A 23,499-nucleotide genomic window follows, 5' to 3' on the forward strand; every position below is an offset into this window, starting at 1 on the left:
CTGAGGAGCCAGTTCAGAGTGACAACCGGCTTGACCATTGGGCGAAATGCCGAAAGGGTCGCCGCAAACAAGAAAACCCGGAGCAGGCATGGCCAAGACACCCCCGCCCTTTGCCCCTTTTGAATGGAAAATCGCCTGGCGATATCTGCGCGCGCGCAGGGCCGAAGGCGGTGTCAGCGTGATGACATGGATCTCTTTGATCGGGATCACGCTTGCCGTGTTTGCGCTGATTGCAACGCTGGCTGTCCGTTCAGGTTTTCGCTCTGAATTCGTCGGCACCATTCTGGGTGCCAATGCGCATGTGACGGTCTATTCCTCGGGTGAATTTGACGCGCAGGGCCGGGTGGATCGAACAATTGCCGACTACAAGGAACGCACCGACCGCATAGCGCAGGTGCCCGGAGTTGAGCGTGCCGCACCGCTGGTGAAGGGGCAGGTGCTGATCACCAACCGCGACAGCAGCAGCGGGGTCGAGGTGTTTGGCATCCGACCCGACGATCTGCTCGACTTGCCGGGTATCGCGCAGGCGGAACAGGCGGCGGGGGACCTGTCGGACTTCCAGACGGGTGAGGATGTCATCGCCATTGGATCGGGTGTGGCTCGCAGCATCGGGGTCACTGTCGGGGATGTGGTCAAACTGACCTCGCCCAACGGGGTCAAAACCGCCTTTGGCACGTCGCCGCGCGTGAATGCCTATCGCGTTGTCTATGTGTTTTCGGCCGGTCGCTATGACATCGACCGCACCCGCGTCTACATGCCGTTTTCGCAGGCGCAGGGCTTTTTCAACCGTGAAGGTGTGGCGGATGAGATAGAAGTGATGGTGGACAAGCCCGAAGATCTTGGCCCGATCCTGATTCCCATTCTTGAGGCGTCGGGCGAGCGCAGCCAGATCTGGACATGGCAGGACGCATCCGGCGGCTTTCTGCGCGCGCTCGAGGTTGAGGATAATGTGATGTTCATCATCCTGTCGATCCTCGTTCTGATTGCTGCGATGAACATCGTTTCGGGCCTGATCATGCTGGTCAAGAACAAGGGGCGCGATATCGGTATCCTGCGCACAATCGGCCTGAGCGAAGGATCGGTTCTGCGCGTCTTTTTCATCTGCGGTGCGTTCACCGGCCTGATCGGCACTGCAATGGGGGTTATCCTGGGATGCCTCTTTGCAATCTATATTGATCCGATCTTCTCATTCGTGAACTACGTGATGGGCGGCGGCGTATGGGATCCGTCGATCCGTGGCATCTACGCCCTGCCGGCCGAACTGCATCTGAGCGATGTGCTCAAGGCGACGGGCTTGTCGCTTGGCCTGTCTTTCATCGTCACCTATTTCCCCGCCCGCCGCGCGGCGCGGCTGAACCCGGTCGAGGCGCTGCGCTATGAATGATGTCACCTTGCGACTGAACGGTCTGACCAAGACCTACCTCAAAGGCACACCGGGCGAGGTGCAGGTTCTGCGTGGGGTCGATCTGGAGCTGCGCGCGGGTGAGGCCGTGGCCATGGTTGCGCCGTCAGGGGCGGGCAAATCAACGCTTTTGCACATTGCCGGTCTGCTGGATCGGCCTGACGACGGAACCGTCGAAATCGGGGGGCAGAATGTGAACGGCAAGGGCGACCGAACCAGAACGGCGTTGCGTCGGCAGGATATCGGGTTCGTATATCAGTTCCATCACCTGCTGCCCGAGTTCACGGCGCTGGAAAACATCACATTGCCGCAACTGGCCAATGGCGCGTCCGAAAAAGCTGCTCAGGCACGGGCATTGGATCTGCTGGACCGTGTGGGCGTCGCCCCGCGCGCCAGCCACCGTCCTGCGGCGCTGTCAGGCGGTGAACAACAACGCGTGGCTTTTTGTCGGGCGCTTGCCAACGCGCCTCGTGTTTTGTTGGCGGACGAACCGACAGGCAATCTGGACCCTGAAACTTCGGATCAGGTGTTCGATGCGCTGATGAAACTTGTGAGGGACGACGGTTTGTCGGCGTTGATCGCGACCCACAACCTCGAACTGGCGGCGCGCATGGATCGCATGGTCCGGCTTGAGGGTGGCGTGCTCAGGCCAGTTGAGTGATTGCAACACCGATGGCCATGACCGCGATACCACCCGCCCGCATCAGGGTGAGGGGTGCCACCTGTGCGCCGAACAGGCCGAAGTGATCGATTGCCGCGGCACTGATCAATTGCCCCAACAGGACAAAGAACACGGCGTTTCCCACACCGAAATGCGGGGCGACATGGGTGATCGACAACACATAGAATGCAATCAGGATGCCAGCGAACAACAGGTGTTTCGGGGCCTGCGCAACCTTGGACAAGGCTGCAAAACCGGGAAACAACAGCATGGTCAGAACCGAGGCGGCCAGGGCAATTGCAAACAGCACCACAGCTGCCGTTGTCGGTGATCCGATGACCTTGCCAAGGGCCGCGTTAAGAGCGGCCAGTATCGGAATTCCAAATCCGGCGGCCAGCATGATGGCTGCGTATTGTGTCATTGCCCGAACCCTCTGCACCTGTTTCGTTGATCTGGATCATTGCGCCCATATGCCTGTCGGGCAACCCTGCAAATGTCAATTGTGACAGGAGGATACGATGTTCAAGGCAACGATCGGTATGCTGGTTCTCGGGGTCTCGGCTGCTGCCGCACAAGCTGCTTGGGCGCAGGATGCCGCGACCGGAGAGGAACTCTATTTGCATTACTGCGCGACCTGTCACGGGATTGACGCAACCGGGCAGGGGCCGATGGCCAGTGTGCTGGTTGTTCAGCCGTCCGATCTGACCGCATTGTCCAGCGAAAGCGGGGTGTTCCCGACCGCCCGCGTTGTCGCCCGCATCGACGGCAGGGATCCGCTGGTCAGCCATGGCAGCCCGATGCCGGTCTATGGCCCTTATTTCGACGGGCAGGACACATCCATGAAAACACCGGAAGGTCAGCCGATCCTGACCAGCCAGCCGATCGTTGATCTGGTGGCATATCTGGAAACCCTGCAGCGCGCCCGGAACTAACTGCAAATCCCTTCGATCCTGGCTTCGCTCCACGGGATCAGGACCGGGCGCTCGCGCCCCTGTTCCGGCAAGGGCGACAGATCAAAATGGGCACCCAGCATGTCGTGTAGTCTTTTGGTGCGCTTTGCCTGAGGGGCCAGCGCGCGACAGCACACGTATTCCTCGACGATCGCGCCCTGCTGTTCGAACCCGTAGGTCAGAAAATCCGGAGAAGTTTCGAGGTCGAACAGATACGGATCCCTTCGGCCCCCATGTTCCGCCGCAGCGCGCAGGGGGTGGTAACCCGTGGTCCGGCGATTCTGCCATTGCCAGACATGCGTCAGCTCATGGGCCAAAAGCATCGCGGCCAGCAGGTTCATCTGATCCGGAAAGTCGGACATATAGTCCTCCAGATACCAGTCGCGGGCAAAGTAGACTTTGTTGAAGAGGGCCACGGCGGCGGGTTTGCCCGTCACCGGCCCGGGGTCCACCGGGGGCAGAATGCGATCGCGGCAGGCCAGTCGCGGGCGTTCTTCGCGGAAATACGTCACGTTTGCCACCGGGGCACCTTCGACCAGACGGATGTGATCCAGATTCAGGGTTCCCCCCTGAATGGTTTCCGCAAAACCGCGCTCCTGTTCGGTCAACTGACGACCGCAGGCGGCCAGCAACAAAAAAGAAGCAAAGAATATACGCAGAACCATAAGTTGAATCTTATTCCGCTCCGGGTATTCCGCAAACCGTTTTCACAGACTCATGGCCAGAACCCGGCTGATTTCCGTAAGTGATCGCCCGGACTGACCCATCCATGTATTAAAGGCGTTCTGAACCGCCTCCATCGCTTTCTTCGAGGTGGCAGGCTTGTCGATCACACCTTCGGCAATCAGGCGGGCGGTGACATCCTGGGACAGAATGAAGCTGTCCCGCCCGGCAAACCGCATCGCGTACTGTGCCGAAGCGCCGCCCAGTCGGGCCCCGCGTTTGGCCAACATGGCCAGAAGATTGACGTAGTCATCAGATGGCCAGCCGCCCAGCACTTTACCCACGCCGCCTTCCTCGCGCAGCTCAAGCAGGAACGCAGCGTTATCCCGTACAGCCGCGATCTTGGTTCCATTCCTGACGATGCGCGTATCCTGCAACAGGGTGTCAAACTTCTCATCATCCATGATCGCGCATCGCCCCACGTCGAACCTGTCAAAGGCTGTTTCGAACCCGTCCCATTTGTTTTCGATGACTTTCCAGTTGAAACCGGCCTGAAAGATGCATTTCGTGATGACCGACAGCCAGCGGTCCTCAGGCATCGCTGCCAGTTCCGCGGGGGTTTTCGGTTTGCTCAGTTTTGCGTCCAGTGCTTCTGGACCGCCGTGGCGCGCGGCTGCGATTTCAAAGATTTCGTCAAACGTTCGCATCTGTCTAACCTTGATGTTGCCCGACATTGAATGTTTATCTTTTGTTCTTGTTTGGCAACGAAAAATCTGACCTCTCCCAGATTTGATGCAGTCCCCCGAATAATAGGATTCGCAGAAAAATGCGGATTTTTGAAAGAAGTTCTCGACAAAAGGTGGCAAAATGTTTTCTGATTGACTCGTCAGTCAACGTCCCGTCTTAGCGAAATGGAACAAGGGCAAGCCGGGTTGGATGCATAAAGAGAGCCGGGAGGGGGAAACAAACTGGCAGCAAGATCTTTTCCACAATTTGGAAACGGATCACTGTTCTTTTCCAGCCAAATTTGTGCATGCTGCGGCATGGCATTGTCATCAGACAGAAAGACCGGCGGGGAAAACCTTGCCGGGATGGGCAAAACAAATATGACAGGGAGTTAAGTCCATGAAAAAACTAAGTGTAAGCCTAATGGCTCTGAGCGTTGCAGGCGCAGCGCAGGCGGCGGATATGGGTGCCGTGGATGAACCGATCAAACTGGCGATCAACGAATGGACCGGCCAGCACGTGACCACGCATGTGGCGGGTGAGATGCTCAAGGCAGCCGGGTACAACGTCGAATATGTGACCGCGGGTATGATGAACCAGTTCCAGGCGCTGGCCGATGGCGACATCGACGCGACACTGGAAATCTGGTCTTCCAACGTTTCCGATGAATACGCCAAGAAAATCGGTGAAGGTACTGTGGTCGAAATCGGTGATCTGGGTCTGGATGCCAAGGAAGGCATCGCATACCCGGCGCATGTGGCCGATCTGTGCCCGGGCCTGCCCGCATGGGAAGCGCTGAAAGATTGCGCGCAGGTCTTTGCGACGGCGGAAACTCTGCCCGGTGGTCGTCTGGTCGACTACCCGGCCGATTGGGGTACTCCGGGCGCGGATCGCATGACCGGTTTGGAATTGCCGTTCAAAGCCGTACCAGCAGGGTCCGAAGGGGCGCTGATCGCGGAATTGCGCGCCTCGACCGAACGCAAATCGCCGCTGCTGATCACTTTCTGGCAGCCGCATTGGGCGATGTCGGCCTATGACGTTCAATTCGTTGAACTGCCCGCCGGTGAAGAGGCGTGCTTTAGTGATCCGGCCTGGGGCCCGAACCCGAACGCTGTCAATGACTGCGACTTCTCGCCCTCGCGCATCTTCAAAGCTGGCTGGAGCGGTATGGAAGAGAAATGGCCAGCAGCCTTTGAAATCCTGACCAATTATCAGCTGGCGGTTGAAGACCAGCAGCCGATGATGGGCGCGATCGACGTTGACGGTGGAAAGGTCGAAGAAGTTGTCGCCGCATGGATGGCCGAAAACGAAGGCAAGTGGCGTCCGGTTGTTGACGCGGCAACCCAGTGAGCCCGCGTAAGTGACGGACACGACCATGCCAGCCATCGCCTGCCGGAGTCTCTGGCAGGTGTTTGGCCCCGGCGCTGACAAAGCCCTGACCGACGCGCTGTCTCGGTCAGGGAATGACGCAGACACGGCTGCCGCCGCCCTTCGGGAACAGGGGCTGATTCCCGCAGTTCAGGATGCCAATTTCGAAGTTCAGGAGGGCGAGCTTTTCGTCATCATGGGCCTGTCGGGCTCGGGCAAATCCACGCTGATCCGCTGCATCTCGCAGCTGCTGCCCGGCACGGGCGGCGAGATTCGGGTGGACGGCGAAAATGTCATCGGAGCCTCGAAGAAGGCGCTGACAGAGTTGCGCCGCAAAAAACTGGGCATGGTGTTCCAGCATTTCGGCCTGTTCCCGCATATGACCGTTTCCGAAAACGTGGCCTATCCGCTGCGCGTGCAGGGTGTGGGCAAGAAGGAACGGCTGGCGCGCGCACAGGAGGTGATCTCACTGGTCGGTCTGGAAGGGCGCGAAGACAGCTTTCCGCGCCAGCTTTCAGGTGGCCAGCGCCAGCGTGTGGGCATTGCCCGCAGCCTCGCCGTAAATCCCGATATCTGGTTTCTGGATGAACCGTTCTCGGCCCTCGACCCATTGATCCGCCGCCAGTTGCAGGATGAATTCCTGCGCATTCAGGCGACGCTGAAGAAATCCATCGTCTTTATCACCCATGACATTCAAGAGGCGCTGAAGCTGGCCGACCGCATTGCAATCATGCGCGACGGCAAGATTGTTCAGATCGGAACGCCCACAGATATCGTGTTGCGCCCGGTGGATGATTACGTGCGCGAATTCTCGAAGGATGTCGCCAAAGGTCAGCACGCCAAAGTCGCCTCGGTGATGCGGAGCAAGGCGGAATGTGGCCCGGATGATCCCGGCCTCACCACCTCGATGACGCTGGACGCAGCCCTTGCGCATTGCATGGAGCTGTATGAACCCGTGCCCGTGCGGGATGAGGCGGGCAATGTCGTTGGCACGGTGCATCCGTCCGATCTGGCCGCAGCTCTTCAGGTGGACGAGACATGACCGCCATAACCGACCTCCCGACACGGCGCAGCGCGCAGTTGACGGCAGGTGCGAAAGCCGCCCTGATAACGGTTATCGTCGGTGCAGTTTGCCTTGCGCTCGAGGGTATCGCCCCGTGGCTGGTCAAATGGCCCGCCGCGTGGGAACTGCCTGCAACCCAATGGGTTGGCGCGTTTCTGGACTGGTTTCTGAACCTGATTAAACCGGCAATGCGGCTGTTTTCGGACCTGATGACCCACCCAATGAACTGGGCGAATTTCGTGCTGGGCAATACGCCATGGCCCATCCTGATCGGGATCGTAACCGCGTTGGGCTGGTATCTGGGCGGCTTGTCCATGGCCGCACTTGGCTTTCTGGGCCTCAGCTTTGTTTTGGCCTCGGGCTATTGGGCCGAAAGCATGAATACGCTGGCGCTTGTCGCCGTGTCTGTCCCTGTGGCGCTGGTCATTGGGGGCGGCATCGGCATCCTCGCCAACGAAGTGCCAAAGGTGAAAACCTTTGTACAGGCCGTGCTGGACATCATGCAGACGGTGCCGACCTTTGCCTATCTGACACCGCTGCTGCTGCTGTTTGGATTTGGTCCTGTTGTTGGTCTGATTGCTTCGGCCATCTATGCCGCACCGCCCATGGCGCGCAATGTGATGCTGGGATTGGAACGGGTGGAGCCCGAGATCAAAGAGGCGGCCATCATGTCCGGCGGCACTCGGTTCCAGCAACTGTTCCAGGTCGAAATCCCTGCCGCCACCACTCAGATCATGGTCGGTGTGAACCAATGCCTGATGGCTGCTCTGTCGATGGTTATCATCGCCGCCGTCATCGGCGGGTTCAACGATATCGGCTGGGAGGTTCTGCTGACCATGCGCAAGGCGCAGTTCGGCGAATCGCTGATGGCGGGTCTGGTTATCGTGGTCTTTGCGGTGGTGATCGACCGGATGAGCGGTACTTTGGCGACCGAGCGTAAACGCTATGACAGCCGCGTTGTCTGGGCGATGCTGGGCTTTGCTGTTGTCTTCACTGCGGCCTTCCGGGCGTGGTTGCCAAACCCTGCGGAATTGACCCTGCTGGACCCGATGGCCGAGATCGTGGACAGCGGCCTGACCGCGTTCACGCAGGCCAACGGCCAGTGGCTGGACGCCCTCAAGAACAACTCATTGTTCTATGTACTGCTACCGCTTCGGATCGGGCTGGATCAGGCGGTGCTGCCCTTCACATGGGGTTTCCAGTGGACGTCGAGCATGAGCTATGGCCTGTTCGCGGCCGGTGCCGGGATTGCACTTTTGATGGCGTGGCGCGGACGGCTGACTGGTGGGCTGGTCGTTCTGATTCTGATTGGAATGCTGGAAACCGGTATCGCGAACCTGCCGTGGCCCTTTGTCCTGACTGGCGCTGCCGCGCTGGGCTGGGTTGCCGGGGGCTGGCGTCTGGCCGCGCTCTGCGTGGGGCTGCTCTGCACCATCCTCGTCTCGGGCCTGTGGGAAAGGGCGCTGCTGTCGCTTTATCTCAGCGGTGCAGCGGTGTTTACCTGCGCTTTGGCGGGTGGGCTGATCGGCCTTGCCAGCGCGGTATGGCGGCCTGTGTGGAACGTGGTTCGCCCGATCTGTGACATGTTGCAGACGATCCCCCTTTTCGTGTTCCTGATCCCGGTGCTGATGGTGTTCCAGATTGGCGAGTTCTCGGCCTTTCTGGCCATCTGTGCCTATGCGATTGTCCCGATGATCCGCTACACGCGGCACGGGCTGGTCAATACACCGGATGAGATGATGGAGGCCGCAATTTCAAGCGGCGCGACTGAGTGGCAGATCATGCGCGATGTGAGGGCGCCTTATGCGGCCCCGACCATCCTGCTTGGGCTGAACCAGACCATCCTTTATGCCTTTGCCATGCTGGTCATCGCGGCACTGATCGGGACCACCGGTCTGGGCCAGTCGATATATCTGGCGCTGGGTCAGGCGGATGTAGGATTGGGCATATCTGCCGGTGCCGCGATGGCGATTCTGGCACTGATCGCCGACCGCATCGTGCAGGGCTTTGCCGAAGAACGCCGCGCGGCGCTTGGGCTGTAATACAGGGCAGGGGCGGTGTATTCGCCCCTGTGACCCAACTTGATTTCGGGCAAGGAAGTCGCTGCCCTCTCACTCTAGACCGACCCCAACACGTTGGAGAATATCATGACCGGTTGGGGCCTGTTTCTTGCAGCACTCATCGCTTTCCTACTCAGCCATGCAATTCCTGTACGGCCCACCGTGCGGGGCTGGCTGATCGGCGCGCTCGGGCGCCGGGGGTATTTCGCTGCCTATTCACTTCTGTCTTTGGCCGTGCTGGCCTGGCTGATTGTCGCCGCGGCAAACGCCCCCTATGTCGAGGTCATTCCACCGTTCGCAGTCTTGCGCTGGGTGCCGATACTGATCATGCCAGTGGTGTGCTGGCTGGCTGTGGCCGGGCTTGCGATCCAGAACCCGTTTTCTTTCGGAGGGATGGGCAAAAGGCCCTTTGACCCCGAACACCCCGGTATTCTGCGCACCACCCGCCACCCGATCCTTGCCGCGCTGCTGTTGTGGTCTTTGGCGCATCTTCTGGCCAATGGAAGCCTGTCACATGTGATCCTGTTTGGCCTGTTTGCCGGATTTTCTGTTATGGGCACGACCCTGATCGACAGGCGTAAGTCGCGTGAGATGGGCTTTGAATGGGTTCGGTTGTCCCGAAATACGGCGCGGTTCTCACTGTGCTCACCGCGTCCCTGGCCACGCCCTTGGGTCTGGCTGACCGCACTGGCCGCTTATGCGGTTCTTCTTCACCTGCACGCACCTGTGATTGGTCTGTCACCGCTGCCTTGACTGGGGGAGTGGTCGGGCAGCACCTTGCGTGCTATTTGAAACGTCACAATCGAATTACAAGAGGTCCAAGATGCATCTGGCCTATGTCACCACCACCGACCGCGGCGCGACGGATCGCCTGCTGAGCGCTGTTGCTGAGCGGCTGCTGGCATCCGGCGCGAAACTGGCCGGTGTTGTCCAGACGAATACGGAATGTACCGACAGCAGCAAATGCGACATGGATGTCCGCGTGTTGCCGGATGGGGATACCATCCGTATCTCGCAATCGCTGGGCTCGCAGTCGCGCGGCTGCCGTCTGGACCCCGCTGCGCTGGAACAGGCGGTTGGGTATGTGACTGCCTCGCTTGCGAACGCACCAGACCTGCTGATTATCAACAAATTCGGTAAACATGAATCCGATGGGCGGGGGTTCCGCCCGGTGATCGGCGAAGCGCTGGCGCTGGATATTCCGGTGCTGGTCGGCGTGAACGGGCTGAACGCCGAAAAGTTCAACACCTTCGCCGAAGGTGCGGCCGAAGAGCTGCCTGCGGATTTGGACGACATCATAGGCTGGTTCAACCGCATAGCGCAGATGCGCCCGGCTGCGGAATAGGTGCGCAATCGACCGGCGCATTGATCTGAACGTCATGACATGTGGTGGCGAAGGCCACGCGGCACCCTTCGTTCACAATCCGGTCGCGTTAGCGCCGGTTTAAGATGTGTAAAACGGATCAGGTCTGTCGCATCTGAGAATGGGGGCAGACCAACAGCAATAACATAGCTGCCAGACAATAACGCAGTGCGGGACACGAGTCCTGACCATCTTCGGAATACGCTGGAAAGATGGTGGGCGACCCTGGAATCGAACCAGGCGTGCGTCTCCGCGAGGGAGTTACAGTCCCCTGCCACACCTTGCGGCCTGTCGCCCACTGTCAGGCGTTGCACCTGACGTGGAGGCGTGATTACTAGCGCACCAAAGGAGCGTCAACAGGAAAATTTCCCTTTGGCGCAGGAAACCGAATTCCCGGCCCGGAGGCCCTTGAAATGAAGAAACCCAAATGGGTCGTCGAAAAGGAACAGGCGCGCAAAGCTGCTGCTGCGGAAACAGTCTGGCTGTTTGGCCTGCACGCGGTTCGCGATGCGCTGATGAACCCAAAACGGCAAAAACTACGCCTGATGGTGACGCGGAATGCGTGTGACAAACTGGCGGAAGCTATTGAATTTGCTGGGATCGAGGCCGAGATAGTCGACCCGCGAAAGTTTTCTGCCCCCATCGATGCCGGATCAGTACATCAGGGCGCAGCGCTAGAGGTCAAGCCGTTGGAATGGGGTAGTCTGGCCGATAACTGCATCGGTCGTGAAAACCCTCGTGTCATTCTGCTGGACCGGGTCACAGACCCGCACAATGTTGGGGCGATTCTGCGCTCGGCCGAAGTTCTGGGGGCCAGTGCTGTGATTGGCACACGCCACCATTCCGCGCCCGAGACCGGAGCACTGGCAAAAACCGCCAGCGGCGCGCTTGAACGGCAGCCCTATCTGCGGGTGCGCAACCTTTCGGACGCGATTGTCGAGCTTCAGGGCATGGGCTTTCTGGTTCTTGGGCTGGACGGAGAAGCCGACGTGACAATCGAAGGCGCTTTGGGCACTGGCCGGAACCGCCCAGTCGCGCTTGTGCTGGGTGCGGAAGGTCCAGGATTGCGGCAGAAGACAAAGGAAACCGTGGATCAGTTGGTTAAAATTGACGCAGCCGGGGGATTTGGTTCCCTGAACGTCTCAAATGCTGCGGCAATCGCCTTATATGCATCGCGACCCTGAATAAAGGAGAGCGTCATTCCCGGTCCTGCCAAAATCGCGACCTGCTGCTATTGCGGTACCCGGGCTGCCTTGATCCTGAAAGGCAAGGAACGGCACGAGCTTAGCTGCTCCAACTGTGGAGCGCCGCTGCACAACCTGAAGATGCTGCCCGCGCGGAAAGTACACAAACCCGAACCGCTGCGCGTAGCTGTGTCTCATGCTGCCCCTCGGAAAGCAAAGCGCAAAAAGAGGAAGAAGACCATGCTTGCGCGCGTGTTCGACGAAGCATGGGACGTGATCGAAGACATCTTTGACTAAGTTTCAACTGGCGAACACTCGTTCACATCCGCGTCAACAGGGGTTCCGAAAAACGCGAAAAGTTGCATCTTGATGGTCTTGAATGTGCAGATTCCCATATGACGATGCTGAACCGACGTACTTTTATGAGCTCGCTGAGCACTGTATTGCTGGCTCCTGCCGTGTTTGCGCAGGACAACCCCGTGTATTACGCCACTGACGGTGTGGCGTTGGCAGGGTATGATCCCGTGTCCTATTTTGACAGCGACGCGCCTTCAAAAGGGGCACCCGAAAACGCGGTCATGTGGAAGGGCGCCCGGTGGCATTTCAAATCGCAGGCAAATCGCGAGCTCTTTGAAGGCAACCCGCGCGCCTTTGCGCCGCAGTTCGGTGGTTATTGCTCGTACGGGATGGCGATGGGTGTGTTGAAAAGCACGGATCCGAATGCGTGGCAGGTGGTCGATGGGCGTCTTTACCTGACGCATTCACCCGCGGTCGAGGAAATCTGGCAGCAGAATCAAACAGGATACATTGCGATGGCAGAAGAAAACTGGCCCGCAATTCTCTATGGGGAGTAGGCAAGGTTCAGCTGATTGTGAAAAGTCATCACAAAAATGCGCCACCCCTCTTTTTTTTAACGGATCCATGCTTAAATGTCACAGTGACCGCGGAACGGAACTGCCGCGGGTCATTTCACTGTCCCTCGTTCCAACAACTGGCGCCCAAGCATTCTTGGGCGCTTTTTTCTTTTTGGAACCCTGTTAAGGATAGGGCATGCCAGACTATTCCGATCAGTACCTCAAGGCCATTTTGCAACGCACCAAGACGGTGGCCGTTGTCGGCGTTTCCATGAACCCGGTGCGACCCAGCTATTACGTGGCGCGCTATTTGTCGCTGAAAGGGTTCAAGGTGATTCCCGTCAATCCGGGCCACGCGGGCAAAGACCTGTTTGGTCAGACGGTTCGCGGCAGCCTGTCAGAGATCTCCGAGCCTGTGGACATGGTGGACATTTTCCGGCGGTCCGAGGCTGTGCCACCCATTGTGGATGAGGCGCTGGAAGCTTTCCCGTCGCTTGGTACGATCTGGATGCAGATTGGCGTGGAACACCCTGAAGCGGCGGCAAAGGCCCAGGCCCGTGGCGTGGATGTGGTGATGAACCGCTGCCCCAAGATCGAATATCAACGCCTGTTTGGCGAATTGCGCATGGGCGGATTTTCGACCGGGATCATTTCGTCCAAGCTTTAGGGTTTGGCGGGGACGTAAGGTTTCAGACGGGCGACCTGTTCCTTCCGCCGCTTTTCCAGCACCACGTCGCGCGGAACCCAGTCATACCGGGTATCCTCGACCAGCGGAGACCAGAACAACACGCCGCCATAACGCCACGGGTCCAATACGACACCGTCATACAGCGTCGCACCTTTACCGCTGATGATTGCGGTGCTGTGGTCGATCCGCGTCGGGTTGTCCGCGTTTGCAATGGCACGGTGCAGCTCCAGTGTCCGGAAGTTTTCCTGTTTCAGCCGCCGCTCGATATCCTCGGCCCAATGCCAGCACAGCCCACGCGGGCGCAGCCCCTTGTTGACCTTCATGTTATGGATCAGGGGCGGGTCTGTGATCTGGTATTCCTCGACCAGCTGAGCGGTATAGGCGTAAGCAATTCCCGCTGCGCGTCGGGCCTCCTCAGGGTCGATATCCGGGCCAAGGCCCTGAATCTCCGTGGCGAGCCGCTGCACCTCATCCCCGGTCGAGCGCGGCGGCGCGGCGCAGCCAGCGACGATGGCAAGGGTTGCCACAAGCATCAAAATTCGGATCATAACGCGCCTTCGCCCTGACAGTCTGGCATCCGAGTATAACGGCCCAGGAGCCAGTGCGGAACCCGGACGTTACCCTTTGGGGCGGGCAGCTTTTTCGGCGATACCGCTGGTGCCCTGACGGCGGTCCAGCTCGGCCAGAACATCATCCAGCGCCACGTCCCGCGCGGCCAGCATGACCAGAAGGTGATACAACACGTCCGCCGCTTCCGAGGTCAGCTTAACCTGATCCCCTTTTACGGCTTCGATGATGGCCTCTATGGCCTCTTCACCGAATTTCTCGGCGCATTTCTCAGGGCCTTTCGCAAGCAGCTTGGCCGTCCAGCTGCTTTCGGGATCAGCCCCCTTGCGTGCCTCGATCGTGGCGGCCAGATCGTGCAAGATGCTCATGTTAGCCTCATGGGGATGCCAGCTGCGGCCATATGTTCCTTGGCCTCGCGGATGGTGTATTCGCCGAAATGGAAAATCGATGCCGCCAACACGGCGCTTGCACCGCCCTTGGTGACGCCCTCGACCAGATGGTCCAAAGTACCAACACCGCCCGAGGCGATCACGGGCACATCCACCGCGTCGGAAATGGCGCGGGTCAGCGGCAGGTTGAACCCGGATTTGGTGCCGTCGCGGTCCATCGAGGTCAGCAGGATTTCACCGGCCCCCTTGGAGACCACGGTTCTTGCAAAGGCAACCGCGTCAATGCCGGTGGGTTTGCGCCCACCATGGGTAAAGATCTCCCACTTGCCGGGGCTGACGGTCTTGGCGTCGATGGCGCAGACAATGCACTGACTGCCGAACTGATCTGCCGCTTCGGCAATCACATCCGGATTGGCAACCGCGGCCGAGTTGAAGCTGACCTTGTCCGCCCCCGCCAGCAGCAAGGCGCGCACATCGTCTTTTGTTCGCACCCCACCGCCCACGGTCAGTGGCACGAAACACTGTTCCGCCGTACGCTGCACCACATCGAACATGGTGCCGCGATTCTCATGGGTCGCGTGAATGTCGAGAAAGCAGATCTCGTCCGCTCCGGCAGCATCATAGGCCTTGGCCGATTCCACCGGGTCGCCTGCATCGCGCAGGCCCACGAAATTTACGCCTTTGACCACTCGGCCATCGGCAACATCAAGGCAGGGAATGATCCGGGTTTTCAGCATAGGATATCCTTTATGGGCGCACCTCTAGCGGCAAAGCCCTGCCGATGCCAGACTTGTGATTGTGAGAGGTCTCTATTCTGTGAAAACTGGGGTGAATTTCACAGAAGGAATATCGATATGCGTAGACTGATACTGGCTTGTGTTTTTTCAATCGGAGGCGCGCTGACCGCAATGGCAGATGATCTGATCAAGGTTCAAACCGACAAATCCGTGGCCGAGGCGCTGGACGCGCTGGAAGCCGCCGTCGGAAATGCAGGCGCAACCGTGTTTGCCCGCATCGACCACGCGGCCGGGGCGGAAAAGATCGGTACGTCCATTCCTGCCAATCAGGTGCTGATCTTCGGCAACCCGGCGCTGGGTACGCCAGCCATGCAGATCGACCCGCGCGCCGGGCTGTTTCTGCCTCTCAAGGTGCAGGCGTACGAAGACTCCAATGGCCAGGTCTGGCTGATCTATGAAGACCCGAAAGAGACATTGGACGACCTGAACGATGTCGACAAATCACCGGTCATCGAAAAGATGCGCGGTGCACTGGCCAAGCTGACCGCCGCAGCCGCGCAATAACCGATCACGACAGGGCGCGGATGGCCTCGGCCAGGTCAATTGCGCCATCATAAAGCGCCCGGCCTGAAATCGCGCCGTTCAGCGCAACGCCGCAATCGCGAAGGGCGATCAGGTCGTCCAGCGAACTGACACCGCCCGAGGCGATCACAGGGATGGAAACGGCCTGTGCCAGGGCAGCGGTCGCTTCGATGTTCGGGCCCTGCATGGCACCGTCGCGATTGATATCGGTGTAGATGATTGCCGCAACGCCCGCGTCTTCGAAACTACGGGCCAGATCGGTGACCTGAACATTGGTCTCTTCGGCCCAGCCCTTGGTGGCCACCATGCCATTGCGTGCGTCGATGCCGACAGCGACCTTGCCGGGAAAGGCTTTGGCTGCTTCGCGCACCAGATCTGGATTTTCGACAGCGACAGTGCCCAAAATGACCCGCGCCAGCCCCTTCTCGATCCATGTTTCGATTGTGGCCATGTCGCGGATGCCACCACCCAGTTGCGCAGGCACCTTGCACGCTTTCAGAATTGCCTCAACCGGTGCTGCGTTGACCGGCTCGCCTGCGAATGCACCGTTCAGGTCGACCAGATGCAGCCATTCGCACCCCGCCTCGACAAAGGCACGGGCCTGAGCGGCCGGGTCTTCGTTGAACACGGTGGCCTTGTCCATTTCACCACGCAGCAGGCGTACGGCCTGGCCGTCTTTGAGGTCGATGGCGGGGTAGAGGATCATGTCGGGCGGCCCTATATCACTGTTACACGCGCGGGATATCGCACAAGCAGGGCAGGGGATGCAACGCGACGCTGGGTCATTCTTGCCCGCCGCACAATAGCGGGTCAGACTGCCCACAAAACAGGGAGAAAATCATGAAGACTTTTACTCTTTCAGCGGGCCTGATGCTGCTTGCTACAGCTGCTTTTGCCGACGATCCGGTTGACGGCCTGTGGAAAACCGCGCCGGGCGACACGGGTGGCTATCTGCATGTGACGATTTCCGAATGCGGCAGTGCGATCTGCGGCACCATCGACAGCGCGTTCGACGCCGATGGCAACCAGCAGCTGGAATATGAGAACCTTGGCAAAAAGATCATCTGGGACATGGTCCCCGAAGGGGGCGGCAGCTATGACAGCGGTAAGATCTGGGCCCCCGACCGCGACAAAACCTACAACTCGAAAATGTCTCTGGACGGCCAGAACAAGCTGACCGTCAAGGGCTGCGTAGCGGGCGGCCTGATCTGCCGCGGTCAAACCTGGACGCGGGTTCAGTAAGCCTCAGGGATTCCAGGTCAGGAAGTTGCCTAGCATGCGCAGGCCAACATCCTGGCTTTTCTCGGGGTGAAACTGCATCCCAACCATCGTGTCGCGGCCAATCACGGCCGTGACGTCCTGCCCATAGTCCACATAAGCCAACCGCTGTGCCGGGTTGTTTACACGAAAGTGGTAGGAATGGACGAAATAGGTGTGATCGCCTGATTTCACCCCGTTGAAAACTGGATGATCGCTTTCCAGAACCAGATCGTTCCAGCCCATATGCGGCACTTTCAGCGCGGCATCTGACGGTTCGATCCGAACGACGTCGCCTGCCACCCAGCCCAGACCATCGGTCTCGGTGTATTCATGGCCCTTGGTTGCCATAAGCTGCATGCCAACGCAGATGCCCAGAAAAGGGCGGCCCTTCTGTTCGACCGCTTCGACCATCGCGTCATAAATACCCTTGTGGCCGCGCAGCTCGGCGGCACAGGCCGGGAAGGCACCATCTCCGGGCAGAACCAGTCGGTCCGCACGCGCAACCACATCCGCGTCCGAGGTGACAACAACGTCACCTGCGCCGACTTCTTGCGCCATGCGTTGAAACGCCTTTTCCGCTGAATGCAGATTGCCGCTTTCGTAATCAATTATGGCGGTGAGCATTTACAGCGCACCCTTGGTCGACGGAATCGCATCCGCCTTGCGCGGATCGGTTTCAACTGCATCCCGCAGGGCACGCGCGACTGCCTTGAACGCGGCCTCGACGATGTGGTGGCTGTTGAAGCCGTGCAACTGGTCAATATGCAAGGTGATGCCGCCATGGGTGCTGAGCGCCTGAAAAAACTCGCGCACCAGTTCTGTGTCGAACGTACCGATCTTTTGCGTCGGTAGATCGACATTCCAGATCAGGAACGGGCGGCCCGAAAGGTCCAGCGAACAGCGTACCTGCGCGTCATCCATCGGAAGATGGCATTCGCCATAGCGCCGGATACCCTTCTTGTCGCCCAATGCCTGTGCCAAAGCCTGACCCAGCGCGATGCCGGTATCCTCGACCGTGTGGTGATCGTCGATGTGATAGTCACCCTTGGCGCGGATTGTCATATCGATCAACGAGTGGCGCGCCAGCTGGTCCAGCATATGGTCAAAGAACCCGACGCCGGTCTGATTGTCATATGTGCCGGTGCCATCCAGATTGACCTTGACCGAAATATCGGTTTCGGCGGTCTTGCGGCTGATCGAAGCGGTGCGCATGGGCGAAATCCTTTTGCTACAGGCGCGCTTATAGACGGGGTGGGGCGGGTTGATCCAGACCATGCGTTGCAATCGCTGCAAACTGTTGCAAGGGATTGCACCCGGCCCGGCACCATGTCAGCTTGCAGACAACACGAACCAACAGGGCCACGCCATGTCCACCTGCGTATTCATCCAGATCCGCTGCAAACCCGGCACCACCTACAAGGTCGCCGAGGAAATCGCCCTGCGCGAAATACACTCAGAGCTTTATTCTACCAGCGGTGAGTTTGATCTGATGCTCAAGCTCTACATCCCCGAAACCGAGGATGTGGGCCATTTCATCAACGAACACCTGCTGGTGATTCCCAATATCGAACGCTCGCTGACGACGATGACGTTCAAGGCGTTTTAACCCAGTTCAAAGGTGGTCACGCCATAGATGCGGGACAGGTCGATATCCGGCTGATCGCCGGAATACATCCGGGCGGTTTCGAACACTTTCGTAAGACCCAGCGCATCCGCCAAAGCAAAAGCAGCCGCGTTGGGCTGTGGCATGTCGATGAAAACCGCTTGGTCGCTGGCTGTTGCTGATACGGCAGTCAAAAGACTGGCAAGCAGGCCCCGTGCGACACCGGCGTCATCTGCGAAAAGCGGCCCGATCTTGTACCCTGTCTTACACGGTCTCAAGGTGGCATATCCCCTGATCTGCTCCTCCACTGTACACACCCGTGAGATATGATTCGGCGCACTCAGCCAACCTGTTAGAAACGCGTCGCGCTGCGCAGGGAAGAGTTGCCGGTCATAGGCGAACAGCTCCGGCGATGGCTGACTGAGCGGGCTGATTGATGCGTCATCGCTCTGCCCTAGAGTGTCGAGAATGCCTCTGACAGTGCCGGTGAAGCGGTAATTGTTATAGGCAAAGGTGAAACCAGACTTGCGGTAATTGTGTTGCTGATCAACGACCCCGTCGAGCCCGATATTGCGCCCGGTTCGTTGCGCCAAAGCCTGATGCCAGATTTTCAGCCCGTAACCCGACCCCCGAAATTCCGGACGTACAATGTAAAATCCCAGAAACGAAAACGCATCACCATAGTCCACCACAGACACTGATGCGATCATCTCATCGTCCAGAAACCCGCCCAGAAACCCGTTGGGGTCGGTGCCGTAGAAACAGGCGGCGTCGTGGTGGCCGGGGTTCCAGCCCTCTTGGCCTGCCCAGTCGACAGCGGTCTGCATTTCATCCGCAGTCAGGGGGCGAATGACATAGTCGGACATAAGCATTTCCCGTGCGTGATTGAAACCATAGCCACAATGGCGCAATGCCAACGAAAGAACCATATGTTTGGGAAAACTTGGTATCTGGAGCGGGCGAGGCGATTCGAACGCCCGACCCTAACCTTGGCAAGGTTATGCTCTACCCCTGAGCTACGCCCGCATCAGATACATATGTGGTCCGAAGACCTCTCAATGGAGCGGGCGAGGCGATTCGAACGCCCGACCCTAACCTTGGCAAGGTTATGCTCTACCCCTGAGCTACGCCCGCGCCGTTGAGTGAGGAGGGATGTATAAATTCCCACGCGGGGCTGCAAGCGGAAAAACACAAAAAGCGGGAAAAATCTTTTCGACGGAATCCGGCCCGTGACCCGTTCAACCCGTAACTCAAATCAACAAAACACAGGCAGGAGGTGCCGTCATGATATCCGTTGCAGACCTGAAGATCGTGATGCTTGCCGCGATGATTCTGATCGGCGCTGCCATCCTGAAACCGGATCGGCATGAACATGACCGGTTCACACCGGTTCTGCTGGGCGCACCGCAGATCGAAACAACCGTTCTGGCAGGGTAACACCCGCCAGATTGCCTAAAGCGCCAGAATCAAGTTTGCAAAAGCCGCACCCAGAATGGCGAGGAAGGTCAGGCTCATGCCGGCCTGCCGCAGGATGACGATCTGTGGCGTCCGTCCAAATCCGTACGCATGCAAAAGACGCCCCGCCAGCAACATCAGCCCCAGCAGATGGACCAAAACCCCGGCCGCGCCCTGCAACTCGACCATAGCAATCAGCAGCAGGGAAATCGGGGCGTATTCGGCGCAGTTCGAGTGTGTCCGTATCGCCTTGATCATCAGCTTGCTGCCACCATCCCCGACCGAGATTCTGTCGCTGCGCCGTTGCAGGATCACTTTGACGCTGAGTGTGACGTAGAGAAGTGCGACCAAGGCCGCATAGATCGGGGTGATTGCAAGCATAATGGGTCTCCGCTCAATCATAGAAAAAGGCCGTGCGGTCTCCCACACGGCCTGATGAACATTAGGTTGTTTTCCGACTTATTCCAGTTCGATCAGAAGGTCCTTTGCGTCAATCTGGCCGCCGGGCTGGATATGCACCGCTTTGACGGTCGCGTCGCGTTCGGCGTGGATGCCGGTTTCCATCTTCATCGCCTCGATGGTCAGCAGCATATCGCCTTCCTTGACCTGCTGGCCCGCGGTCACAGTGACTGTGGCCACAACACCGGGCATCGGCGCACCGACATGATCGGGGTTGCCGACCTCGGCCTTGGGGCGCGCCTGAGTGGTTGATGTGACCATCCGGTTCGGCACCCGGATCACACGCGGCTGGCCGTTGAGCTCAAAGAACACTTTGACCTCGCCTTTTTCGTCCGTCTCGCCGATGGCCTGACACCGGATTTCCAGCGTCTTGCCGGGGTCGATTTCGGCCGTGATCTCTTCGCCGGGCTCCATACCGTAGAAGAAGGTGCGCGTGGGCAGGGTGCGGACCGGGCCGTAAATCCGGTGACGGCCCATGTAATCCAGAAACACCTTGGGATACATCAGGTACCCGTTCAGATCCTCGTCATCGACCTCTTTGCCTTCCAACTGCTTGGACAGCTCGGCGCGGGTGGCCTCAAGATCGACGGCAGGCACGTCCTTGCCGGGGCGCTGCGTGTTGGGGGCCTCGTCTTTCAGCACCTTCTTGATGATGGTGTTCGGGAAGCCGCCCGGAGGCTGACCCAGATTGCCGCGCATCATGTCGACGACCGAGTCGGGGAAGGCCACATCTGTCGCCGGATCCTCGACCTGCTCGCGGGTCAGGCCCTGACTGACCATCATCAGGGCCATGTCGCCAACAACTTTCGACGACGGCGTTACCTTTACGATATCGCCGAACATCTGGTTCACATCGGCGTACATCTGCGCGACCTCGTGCCAGCGCTCTTCCAGACCCAGACTGCGCGCCTGTGCCTTGAGGTTGGTGAACTGACCGCCCGGCATCTCGTGCAGATACACCTCGGACGCCGGGGCCTGCAGGCTCGATTCGAAGGCCGCATATTGACCGCGCACTGCCTCGAAGTAATCGCTGATCTCGCGGATGGCCTTGATGTCCAGCCCGGTGTCACGGTCGGTGTGGCGCAGGGCCTCGACCACGGTGCCCAGCGTCGCCTGGGAGGTGTTGCCGCTGAAGCTGTCCATTGCGCAATCCACCGCGTCCACACCCGCCTCAGAGGCGGCAAGGATGGTGGCGCTGGCGATGCCGGCCGTGTCATGGGTGTGGAAGTGGATCGGCAGTCCAACCTCTTCCTTCAGCGCCCGGATCAGAATCTTGGCCGAGGCTGGTTTCAACAGGCCCGCCATATCCTTCAGACCCAGAATATGCGCGCCTGCGTCGCGCAGTTCCTTGGCCATGCCGACATAGTATTTCAGGTTATATTTGGCGCGATCAGGATCCAGAATATCGCCGGTATAACAAACGGTGCCCTCGCAGATCTTGCCGCTGTCGATTACAGCATCCATCGCAACGCGCATGTTCTCGACCCAGTTCAGCGAGTCGAAGACGCGGAAGACGTCGATGTTTTTCGATGCCTGGCGCACGAACTCCTGCACCACGTTGTCGGGATAATTGGTGTACCCAACCCCGTTTGCGCCCCGCAGCAGCATCTGTGTCATCAGGTTCGGCATTGCCTCGCGCAGGTCGCGCAGACGCTGCCATGGGCATTCCTGCAGGAACCGGTAGGCCACGTCGAACGTCGCACCGCCCCAGCACTCGACCGAGAACAGCTGCGGCAGGTTCGCGGCATAGGTTGGCGCCACCTTGATCATGTCGATCGACCGCATCCGGGTCGCCAACAGCGACTGGTGCCCGTCGCGCATGGTGGTGTCGGTGATCAGCAGCTGCCGCTGCGCTTTCATCCAGTCCGCCACGGCCTGCGGGCCTTTCTGCTCCAGCAGGTTGCGCGTGCCCATCCGCGGCTCGGCCTTCTGCGCGGGGGGCTTGGCGACTTTCAGGTCGGCGCGCGGCTCGGGGCGGTCCTTGGTTTCGGGATGACCATTCACCGTGATATCGGCGATATAGGTCAGAACCTTGGTGCCCCGGTCGCGGCGGCGCTTGAAGGCAAACAGATCCGGCGTCGTGTCGATGAATTTGGTGGTGTATTCATTCGACAGGAAGGTTGGGTGCTTCAGCAGGTTGATAACGAAATCGATATTGGTGCTGACGCCGCGAATACGGAACTCGCGCAGGGCGCGGTCCATCCGGCTGATCGCCTTCTCGGGCGTCGGCGCCCAGGCGGTGACCTTTGTCAGCAGCGAGTCGTAATACCGCGTAATGACACCGCCCGCATAGGCCGTGCCGCCATCCAGACGAATGCCCATGCCCGTGGCCGAGCGATAAGCGGTGATCCGGCCATAATCGGGGATGAAGTTGTTCTGCGGGTCTTCTGTGGTGATCCGTGTTTGCAGCGCGTGACCGTTCAGATGCACCTCGGCCTGGCTGGCGGCGCCGGTGGCTTCGGCCAACGTTTTGCCCTCGGCGATCAGGATCTGCGCCTGAACGATGTCGATGCCGGTGACCTCTTCGGTGACCGTGTGTTCGACCTGTACGCGGGGGTTTACCTCGATGAAGTAGAACTTGCCCGTCTCCATATCCATCAGGAACTCGACAGTGCCCGCGCATTCGTAATTCACATGGGCGCAGATCTTGCGGCCCAGTTCGCAAATCTCGGCGCGCTGTTCTTCGCTCAGGTAAGGGGCAGGGGCGCGTTCGACGACCTTCTGGTTCCGGCGCTGGACCGAACAGTCGCGTTCATAAAGGTGATAAATCTCACCATGCTTGTCGCCCAGAATCTGCACCTCGACATGGCGGGCACGGGTGATCATCTTTTCCAGATAGCCTTCGCCATTGCCAAAAGCGGCCTCAGCCTCGCGGCGGCCTTCCAGAACCTTTTCTTCCAGTTCATCCTCCGATTGGATCGGGCGCATCCCGCGCCCGCCGCCACCCCAGGACGCCTTGAGCATCAGCGGGTATCCGATCTCGGCGGCCTCCCTGCGGATCGCGTCCATGTCATCACCCAGGACCTCGGTGGCTGGAATGACAGGCACACCGGCCGCGATGGCCACGCGCCGCGCGCTGGCCTTGTCACCCAATGCGCGCATGGTCTCGGCCCGGGGGCCGATGAAGGTGATGCCGTTCTTGACACAGGCATCCACGAAATCCGGGTTTTCGGACAGCAGGCCATAGCCCGGATGGATCGCATCCGCTCCGCAGTGTTTGGCCACGCGGATGATCTCGTCAATCGACAGATACGCCGCGACCGGACCCATGCCCTCGCCAATCTGATAGGCCTCATCCGCCTTGAACCGGTGCAGGCCCAGTTTGTCTTCTTCAGCGTAAACAGCGACGGTGCGTTTGCCCATCTCGTTTGCTGCGCGCATGACGCGGATGGCAATCTCGCCGCGATTGGCGATCAGGATCTTGTTGAAGTCTGTCATATCAGGTCCCGGTCTTTGGTGTTTGGG

28 protein-coding genes and 3 tRNA genes are annotated in these 23,499 nt (G+C 59.3%); 16 read left to right on the top strand and 15 right to left on the bottom strand.

Going from position 1 to position 23,499, the window contains the following annotated elements:
* Window positions 1–88 precede the first annotated feature (88 nt).
* Complete coding sequence (locus ACR0CE_RS06455; protein WP_480545762.1) at window positions 89–1,384, top strand: lipoprotein-releasing ABC transporter permease subunit; 1,296 nt, start codon at window positions 89–91, stop codon at window positions 1,382–1,384.
* Entirely contained in the window at window positions 1,377–2,063 is a 687-nt protein-coding gene (locus ACR0CE_RS06460) for an ABC transporter ATP-binding protein (RefSeq protein WP_480831513.1), read from the top strand. The genes ACR0CE_RS06455 and ACR0CE_RS06460 overlap by 8 nt, the downstream gene beginning before the upstream one ends.
* Here the strand turns inward: ACR0CE_RS06460 and ACR0CE_RS06465 are convergent.
* Window positions 2,047–2,484, bottom strand: coding sequence for a DMT family transporter (locus ACR0CE_RS06465; protein ID WP_267366019.1), 438 nt, complete (start codon window positions 2,482–2,484; stop codon window positions 2,047–2,049). The two genes, ACR0CE_RS06460 and ACR0CE_RS06465, sit on opposite strands and share 17 nt — an antisense overlap.
* Window positions 2,485–2,581: 97 nt before the next feature.
* Here ACR0CE_RS06465 and ACR0CE_RS06470 point away from each other — a divergent pair, with 97 nt between their 5' ends.
* Window positions 2,582–2,995, top strand: a complete 414-nt coding sequence (locus ACR0CE_RS06470) for a c-type cytochrome (RefSeq protein ID WP_267366018.1) — start codon at window positions 2,582–2,584, stop codon at window positions 2,993–2,995.
* Here ACR0CE_RS06470 and ACR0CE_RS06475 read toward each other — a convergent pair.
* Both ACR0CE_RS06475 and ACR0CE_RS06480 read right to left on the bottom strand, forming a co-directional pair.
* Entirely contained in the window at window positions 2,992–3,678 is a 687-nt protein-coding gene (locus ACR0CE_RS06475; RefSeq protein WP_480831515.1) for a hypothetical protein, read from the bottom strand. The two genes, ACR0CE_RS06470 and ACR0CE_RS06475, sit on opposite strands and share 4 nt — an antisense overlap.
* A 42-nt stretch (window positions 3,679–3,720) precedes the next feature.
* A complete protein-coding gene (locus ACR0CE_RS06480; protein WP_480831517.1) occupies window positions 3,721–4,383 on the bottom strand; it encodes a DNA-3-methyladenine glycosylase I in 663 nt (220 codons plus the stop codon).
* Between the two features lie 418 nt (window positions 4,384–4,801).
* Here ACR0CE_RS06480 and ACR0CE_RS06485 point away from each other — a divergent pair, with 418 nt between their 5' ends.
* The 5 genes from ACR0CE_RS06485 (at window position 4,802) to ACR0CE_RS06505 (ending at window position 10,238) form a co-directional block, all read left to right on the top strand.
* The gene (locus ACR0CE_RS06485) at window positions 4,802–5,752 is read left to right on the top strand and encodes an ABC transporter substrate-binding protein (protein ID WP_209504562.1); all 951 of its coding nucleotides are present in this window, start codon (window positions 4,802–4,804) and stop codon (window positions 5,750–5,752) included.
* A gap of 10 nt (window positions 5,753–5,762) precedes the next feature.
* Window positions 5,763–6,812 (top strand): quaternary amine ABC transporter ATP-binding protein, encoded by a 1,050-nt coding sequence (locus ACR0CE_RS06490; protein ID WP_480537400.1) that lies wholly within the window; start codon window positions 5,763–5,765, stop codon window positions 6,810–6,812.
* The gene (locus tag ACR0CE_RS06495) at window positions 6,809–8,875 is read left to right on the top strand and encodes an ABC transporter permease (RefSeq protein WP_480831519.1); all 2,067 of its coding nucleotides are present in this window, start codon (window positions 6,809–6,811) and stop codon (window positions 8,873–8,875) included. The genes ACR0CE_RS06490 and ACR0CE_RS06495 overlap by 4 nt, the downstream gene beginning before the upstream one ends.
* Before the next feature lie 105 nt (window positions 8,876–8,980).
* On the top strand, window positions 8,981–9,646 hold the full coding sequence (locus ACR0CE_RS06500; protein ID WP_480831521.1) for an NnrU family protein: 666 nt from the start codon (window positions 8,981–8,983) through the stop codon (window positions 9,644–9,646).
* A gap of 70 nt (window positions 9,647–9,716) precedes the next feature.
* Window positions 9,717–10,238, top strand: a complete 522-nt coding sequence (locus ACR0CE_RS06505; RefSeq protein WP_480831523.1) for a DUF2478 domain-containing protein — start codon at window positions 9,717–9,719, stop codon at window positions 10,236–10,238.
* A gap of 231 nt (window positions 10,239–10,469) precedes the next feature.
* Here ACR0CE_RS06505 and ACR0CE_RS06510 read toward each other — a convergent pair.
* Window positions 10,470–10,553 (bottom strand) — tRNA-Tyr (locus ACR0CE_RS06510).
* Window positions 10,554–10,669: 116 nt separating this feature from the next.
* On the opposite strand from ACR0CE_RS06510, the gene rlmB reads away from it, so the two are divergent.
* From rlmB to ACR0CE_RS06530, 4 genes are all read left to right on the top strand, one after another.
* Window positions 10,670–11,440, top strand: coding sequence for a 23S rRNA (guanosine(2251)-2'-O)-methyltransferase RlmB (rlmB, locus tag ACR0CE_RS06515; RefSeq protein ID WP_480831524.1), 771 nt, complete (start codon window positions 10,670–10,672; stop codon window positions 11,438–11,440).
* Between the two features lie 69 nt (window positions 11,441–11,509).
* Complete coding sequence (locus ACR0CE_RS06520; protein ID WP_480831526.1) at window positions 11,510–11,737, top strand: hypothetical protein; 228 nt, start codon at window positions 11,510–11,512, stop codon at window positions 11,735–11,737.
* A 98-nt stretch (window positions 11,738–11,835) separates the two neighbouring features.
* Window positions 11,836–12,294, top strand: a complete 459-nt coding sequence (locus tag ACR0CE_RS06525; RefSeq protein ID WP_480831528.1) for a YHS domain-containing (seleno)protein — start codon at window positions 11,836–11,838, stop codon at window positions 12,292–12,294.
* Window positions 12,295–12,490: 196 nt separating this feature from the next.
* Window positions 12,491–12,961 (top strand): CoA-binding protein, encoded by a 471-nt coding sequence (locus ACR0CE_RS06530; protein WP_480831529.1) that lies wholly within the window; start codon window positions 12,491–12,493, stop codon window positions 12,959–12,961.
* Here ACR0CE_RS06530 and ACR0CE_RS06535 read toward each other — a convergent pair.
* The 3 genes from ACR0CE_RS06535 to hisF form a co-directional block, all read right to left on the bottom strand.
* Complete coding sequence (locus ACR0CE_RS06535) at window positions 12,958–13,530, bottom strand: hypothetical protein (protein ID WP_480481908.1); 573 nt, start codon at window positions 13,528–13,530, stop codon at window positions 12,958–12,960. The genes ACR0CE_RS06530 and ACR0CE_RS06535 overlap by 4 nt on opposite strands.
* Window positions 13,531–13,599: 69 nt before the next feature.
* Entirely contained in the window at window positions 13,600–13,917 is a 318-nt protein-coding gene (locus ACR0CE_RS06540; protein WP_480481906.1) for a phosphoribosyl-ATP diphosphatase, read from the bottom strand.
* Window positions 13,914–14,675 (bottom strand): imidazole glycerol phosphate synthase subunit HisF, encoded by a 762-nt coding sequence (hisF, locus tag ACR0CE_RS06545; RefSeq protein WP_209504552.1) that lies wholly within the window; start codon window positions 14,673–14,675, stop codon window positions 13,914–13,916. Before hisF ends, ACR0CE_RS06540 begins: the two co-directional genes overlap by 4 nt.
* Window positions 14,676–14,792: 117 nt before the next feature.
* On the opposite strand from hisF, the gene ACR0CE_RS06550 reads away from it, so the two are divergent.
* Window positions 14,793–15,239 (top strand): DUF302 domain-containing protein, encoded by a 447-nt coding sequence (locus tag ACR0CE_RS06550; protein ID WP_267363290.1) that lies wholly within the window; start codon window positions 14,793–14,795, stop codon window positions 15,237–15,239.
* A 4-nt stretch (window positions 15,240–15,243) separates the two neighbouring features.
* Here ACR0CE_RS06550 and hisA read toward each other — a convergent pair whose 3' ends face one another.
* Window positions 15,244–15,963 carry a 1-(5-phosphoribosyl)-5-[(5-phosphoribosylamino)methylideneamino]imidazole-4-carboxamide isomerase gene (hisA, locus tag ACR0CE_RS06555; protein WP_480773177.1) on the bottom strand — a complete coding sequence of 240 codons (720 nt, stop codon included), beginning with the start codon at window positions 15,961–15,963 and terminating at the stop codon, window positions 15,244–15,246.
* Window positions 15,964–16,097: 134 nt separating this feature from the next.
* Between hisA and ACR0CE_RS06560 the strand changes: the two genes are divergently transcribed.
* Complete coding sequence (locus ACR0CE_RS06560) at window positions 16,098–16,499, top strand: DUF2147 domain-containing protein (RefSeq protein ID WP_209504550.1); 402 nt, start codon at window positions 16,098–16,100, stop codon at window positions 16,497–16,499.
* Between the two features lie 3 nt (window positions 16,500–16,502).
* On the opposite strand, the gene hisH is transcribed toward ACR0CE_RS06560, so the two are convergent.
* Both hisH and hisB read right to left on the bottom strand, forming a co-directional pair.
* Window positions 16,503–17,141, bottom strand: a complete 639-nt coding sequence (gene hisH, locus ACR0CE_RS06565; RefSeq protein ID WP_480831531.1) for an imidazole glycerol phosphate synthase subunit HisH — start codon at window positions 17,139–17,141, stop codon at window positions 16,503–16,505.
* Window positions 17,142–17,729 carry an imidazoleglycerol-phosphate dehydratase HisB gene (gene hisB / locus ACR0CE_RS06570; protein ID WP_480831533.1) on the bottom strand — a complete coding sequence of 196 codons (588 nt, stop codon included), beginning with the start codon at window positions 17,727–17,729 and terminating at the stop codon, window positions 17,142–17,144.
* Window positions 17,730–17,883: 154 nt separating this feature from the next.
* Between hisB and ACR0CE_RS06575 the strand changes: the two genes are divergently transcribed.
* Window positions 17,884–18,123 (top strand): Lrp/AsnC family transcriptional regulator, encoded by a 240-nt coding sequence (locus tag ACR0CE_RS06575; protein WP_480482339.1) that lies wholly within the window; start codon window positions 17,884–17,886, stop codon window positions 18,121–18,123.
* Here ACR0CE_RS06575 and ACR0CE_RS06580 read toward each other — a convergent pair.
* The 3 genes from ACR0CE_RS06580 to ACR0CE_RS06590 form a co-directional block, all read right to left on the bottom strand.
* Window positions 18,120–19,049, bottom strand: coding sequence for a GNAT family N-acetyltransferase (locus ACR0CE_RS06580; protein ID WP_480528528.1), 930 nt, complete (start codon window positions 19,047–19,049; stop codon window positions 18,120–18,122). The two genes, ACR0CE_RS06575 and ACR0CE_RS06580, sit on opposite strands and share 4 nt — an antisense overlap.
* Window positions 19,050–19,071: 22 nt before the next feature.
* A tRNA-Gly gene (locus ACR0CE_RS06585) sits at window positions 19,072–19,146 on the bottom strand.
* Window positions 19,147–19,179: 33 nt separating this feature from the next.
* A tRNA-Gly gene (locus ACR0CE_RS06590) sits at window positions 19,180–19,254 on the bottom strand.
* A 150-nt stretch (window positions 19,255–19,404) separates the two neighbouring features.
* Between ACR0CE_RS06590 and ACR0CE_RS06595 the strand changes: the two genes are divergently transcribed.
* Window positions 19,405–19,557: a hypothetical protein gene (locus tag ACR0CE_RS06595; protein WP_209597812.1), complete on the top strand. Its 153-nt coding sequence runs from the start codon at window positions 19,405–19,407 to the stop codon at window positions 19,555–19,557.
* Between the two features lie 15 nt (window positions 19,558–19,572).
* Here ACR0CE_RS06595 and ACR0CE_RS06600 read toward each other — a convergent pair whose 3' ends face one another.
* Complete coding sequence (locus ACR0CE_RS06600; protein WP_480773180.1) at window positions 19,573–19,956, bottom strand: MAPEG family protein; 384 nt, start codon at window positions 19,954–19,956, stop codon at window positions 19,573–19,575.
* A gap of 78 nt (window positions 19,957–20,034) precedes the next feature.
* Window positions 20,035–23,472 (bottom strand): pyruvate carboxylase, encoded by a 3,438-nt coding sequence (locus ACR0CE_RS06605; RefSeq protein ID WP_480831534.1) that lies wholly within the window; start codon window positions 23,470–23,472, stop codon window positions 20,035–20,037.
* Window positions 23,473–23,499 lie beyond the last annotated feature (27 nt).

Source organism: Ruegeria sp. L11 (assembly GCF_056531755.1).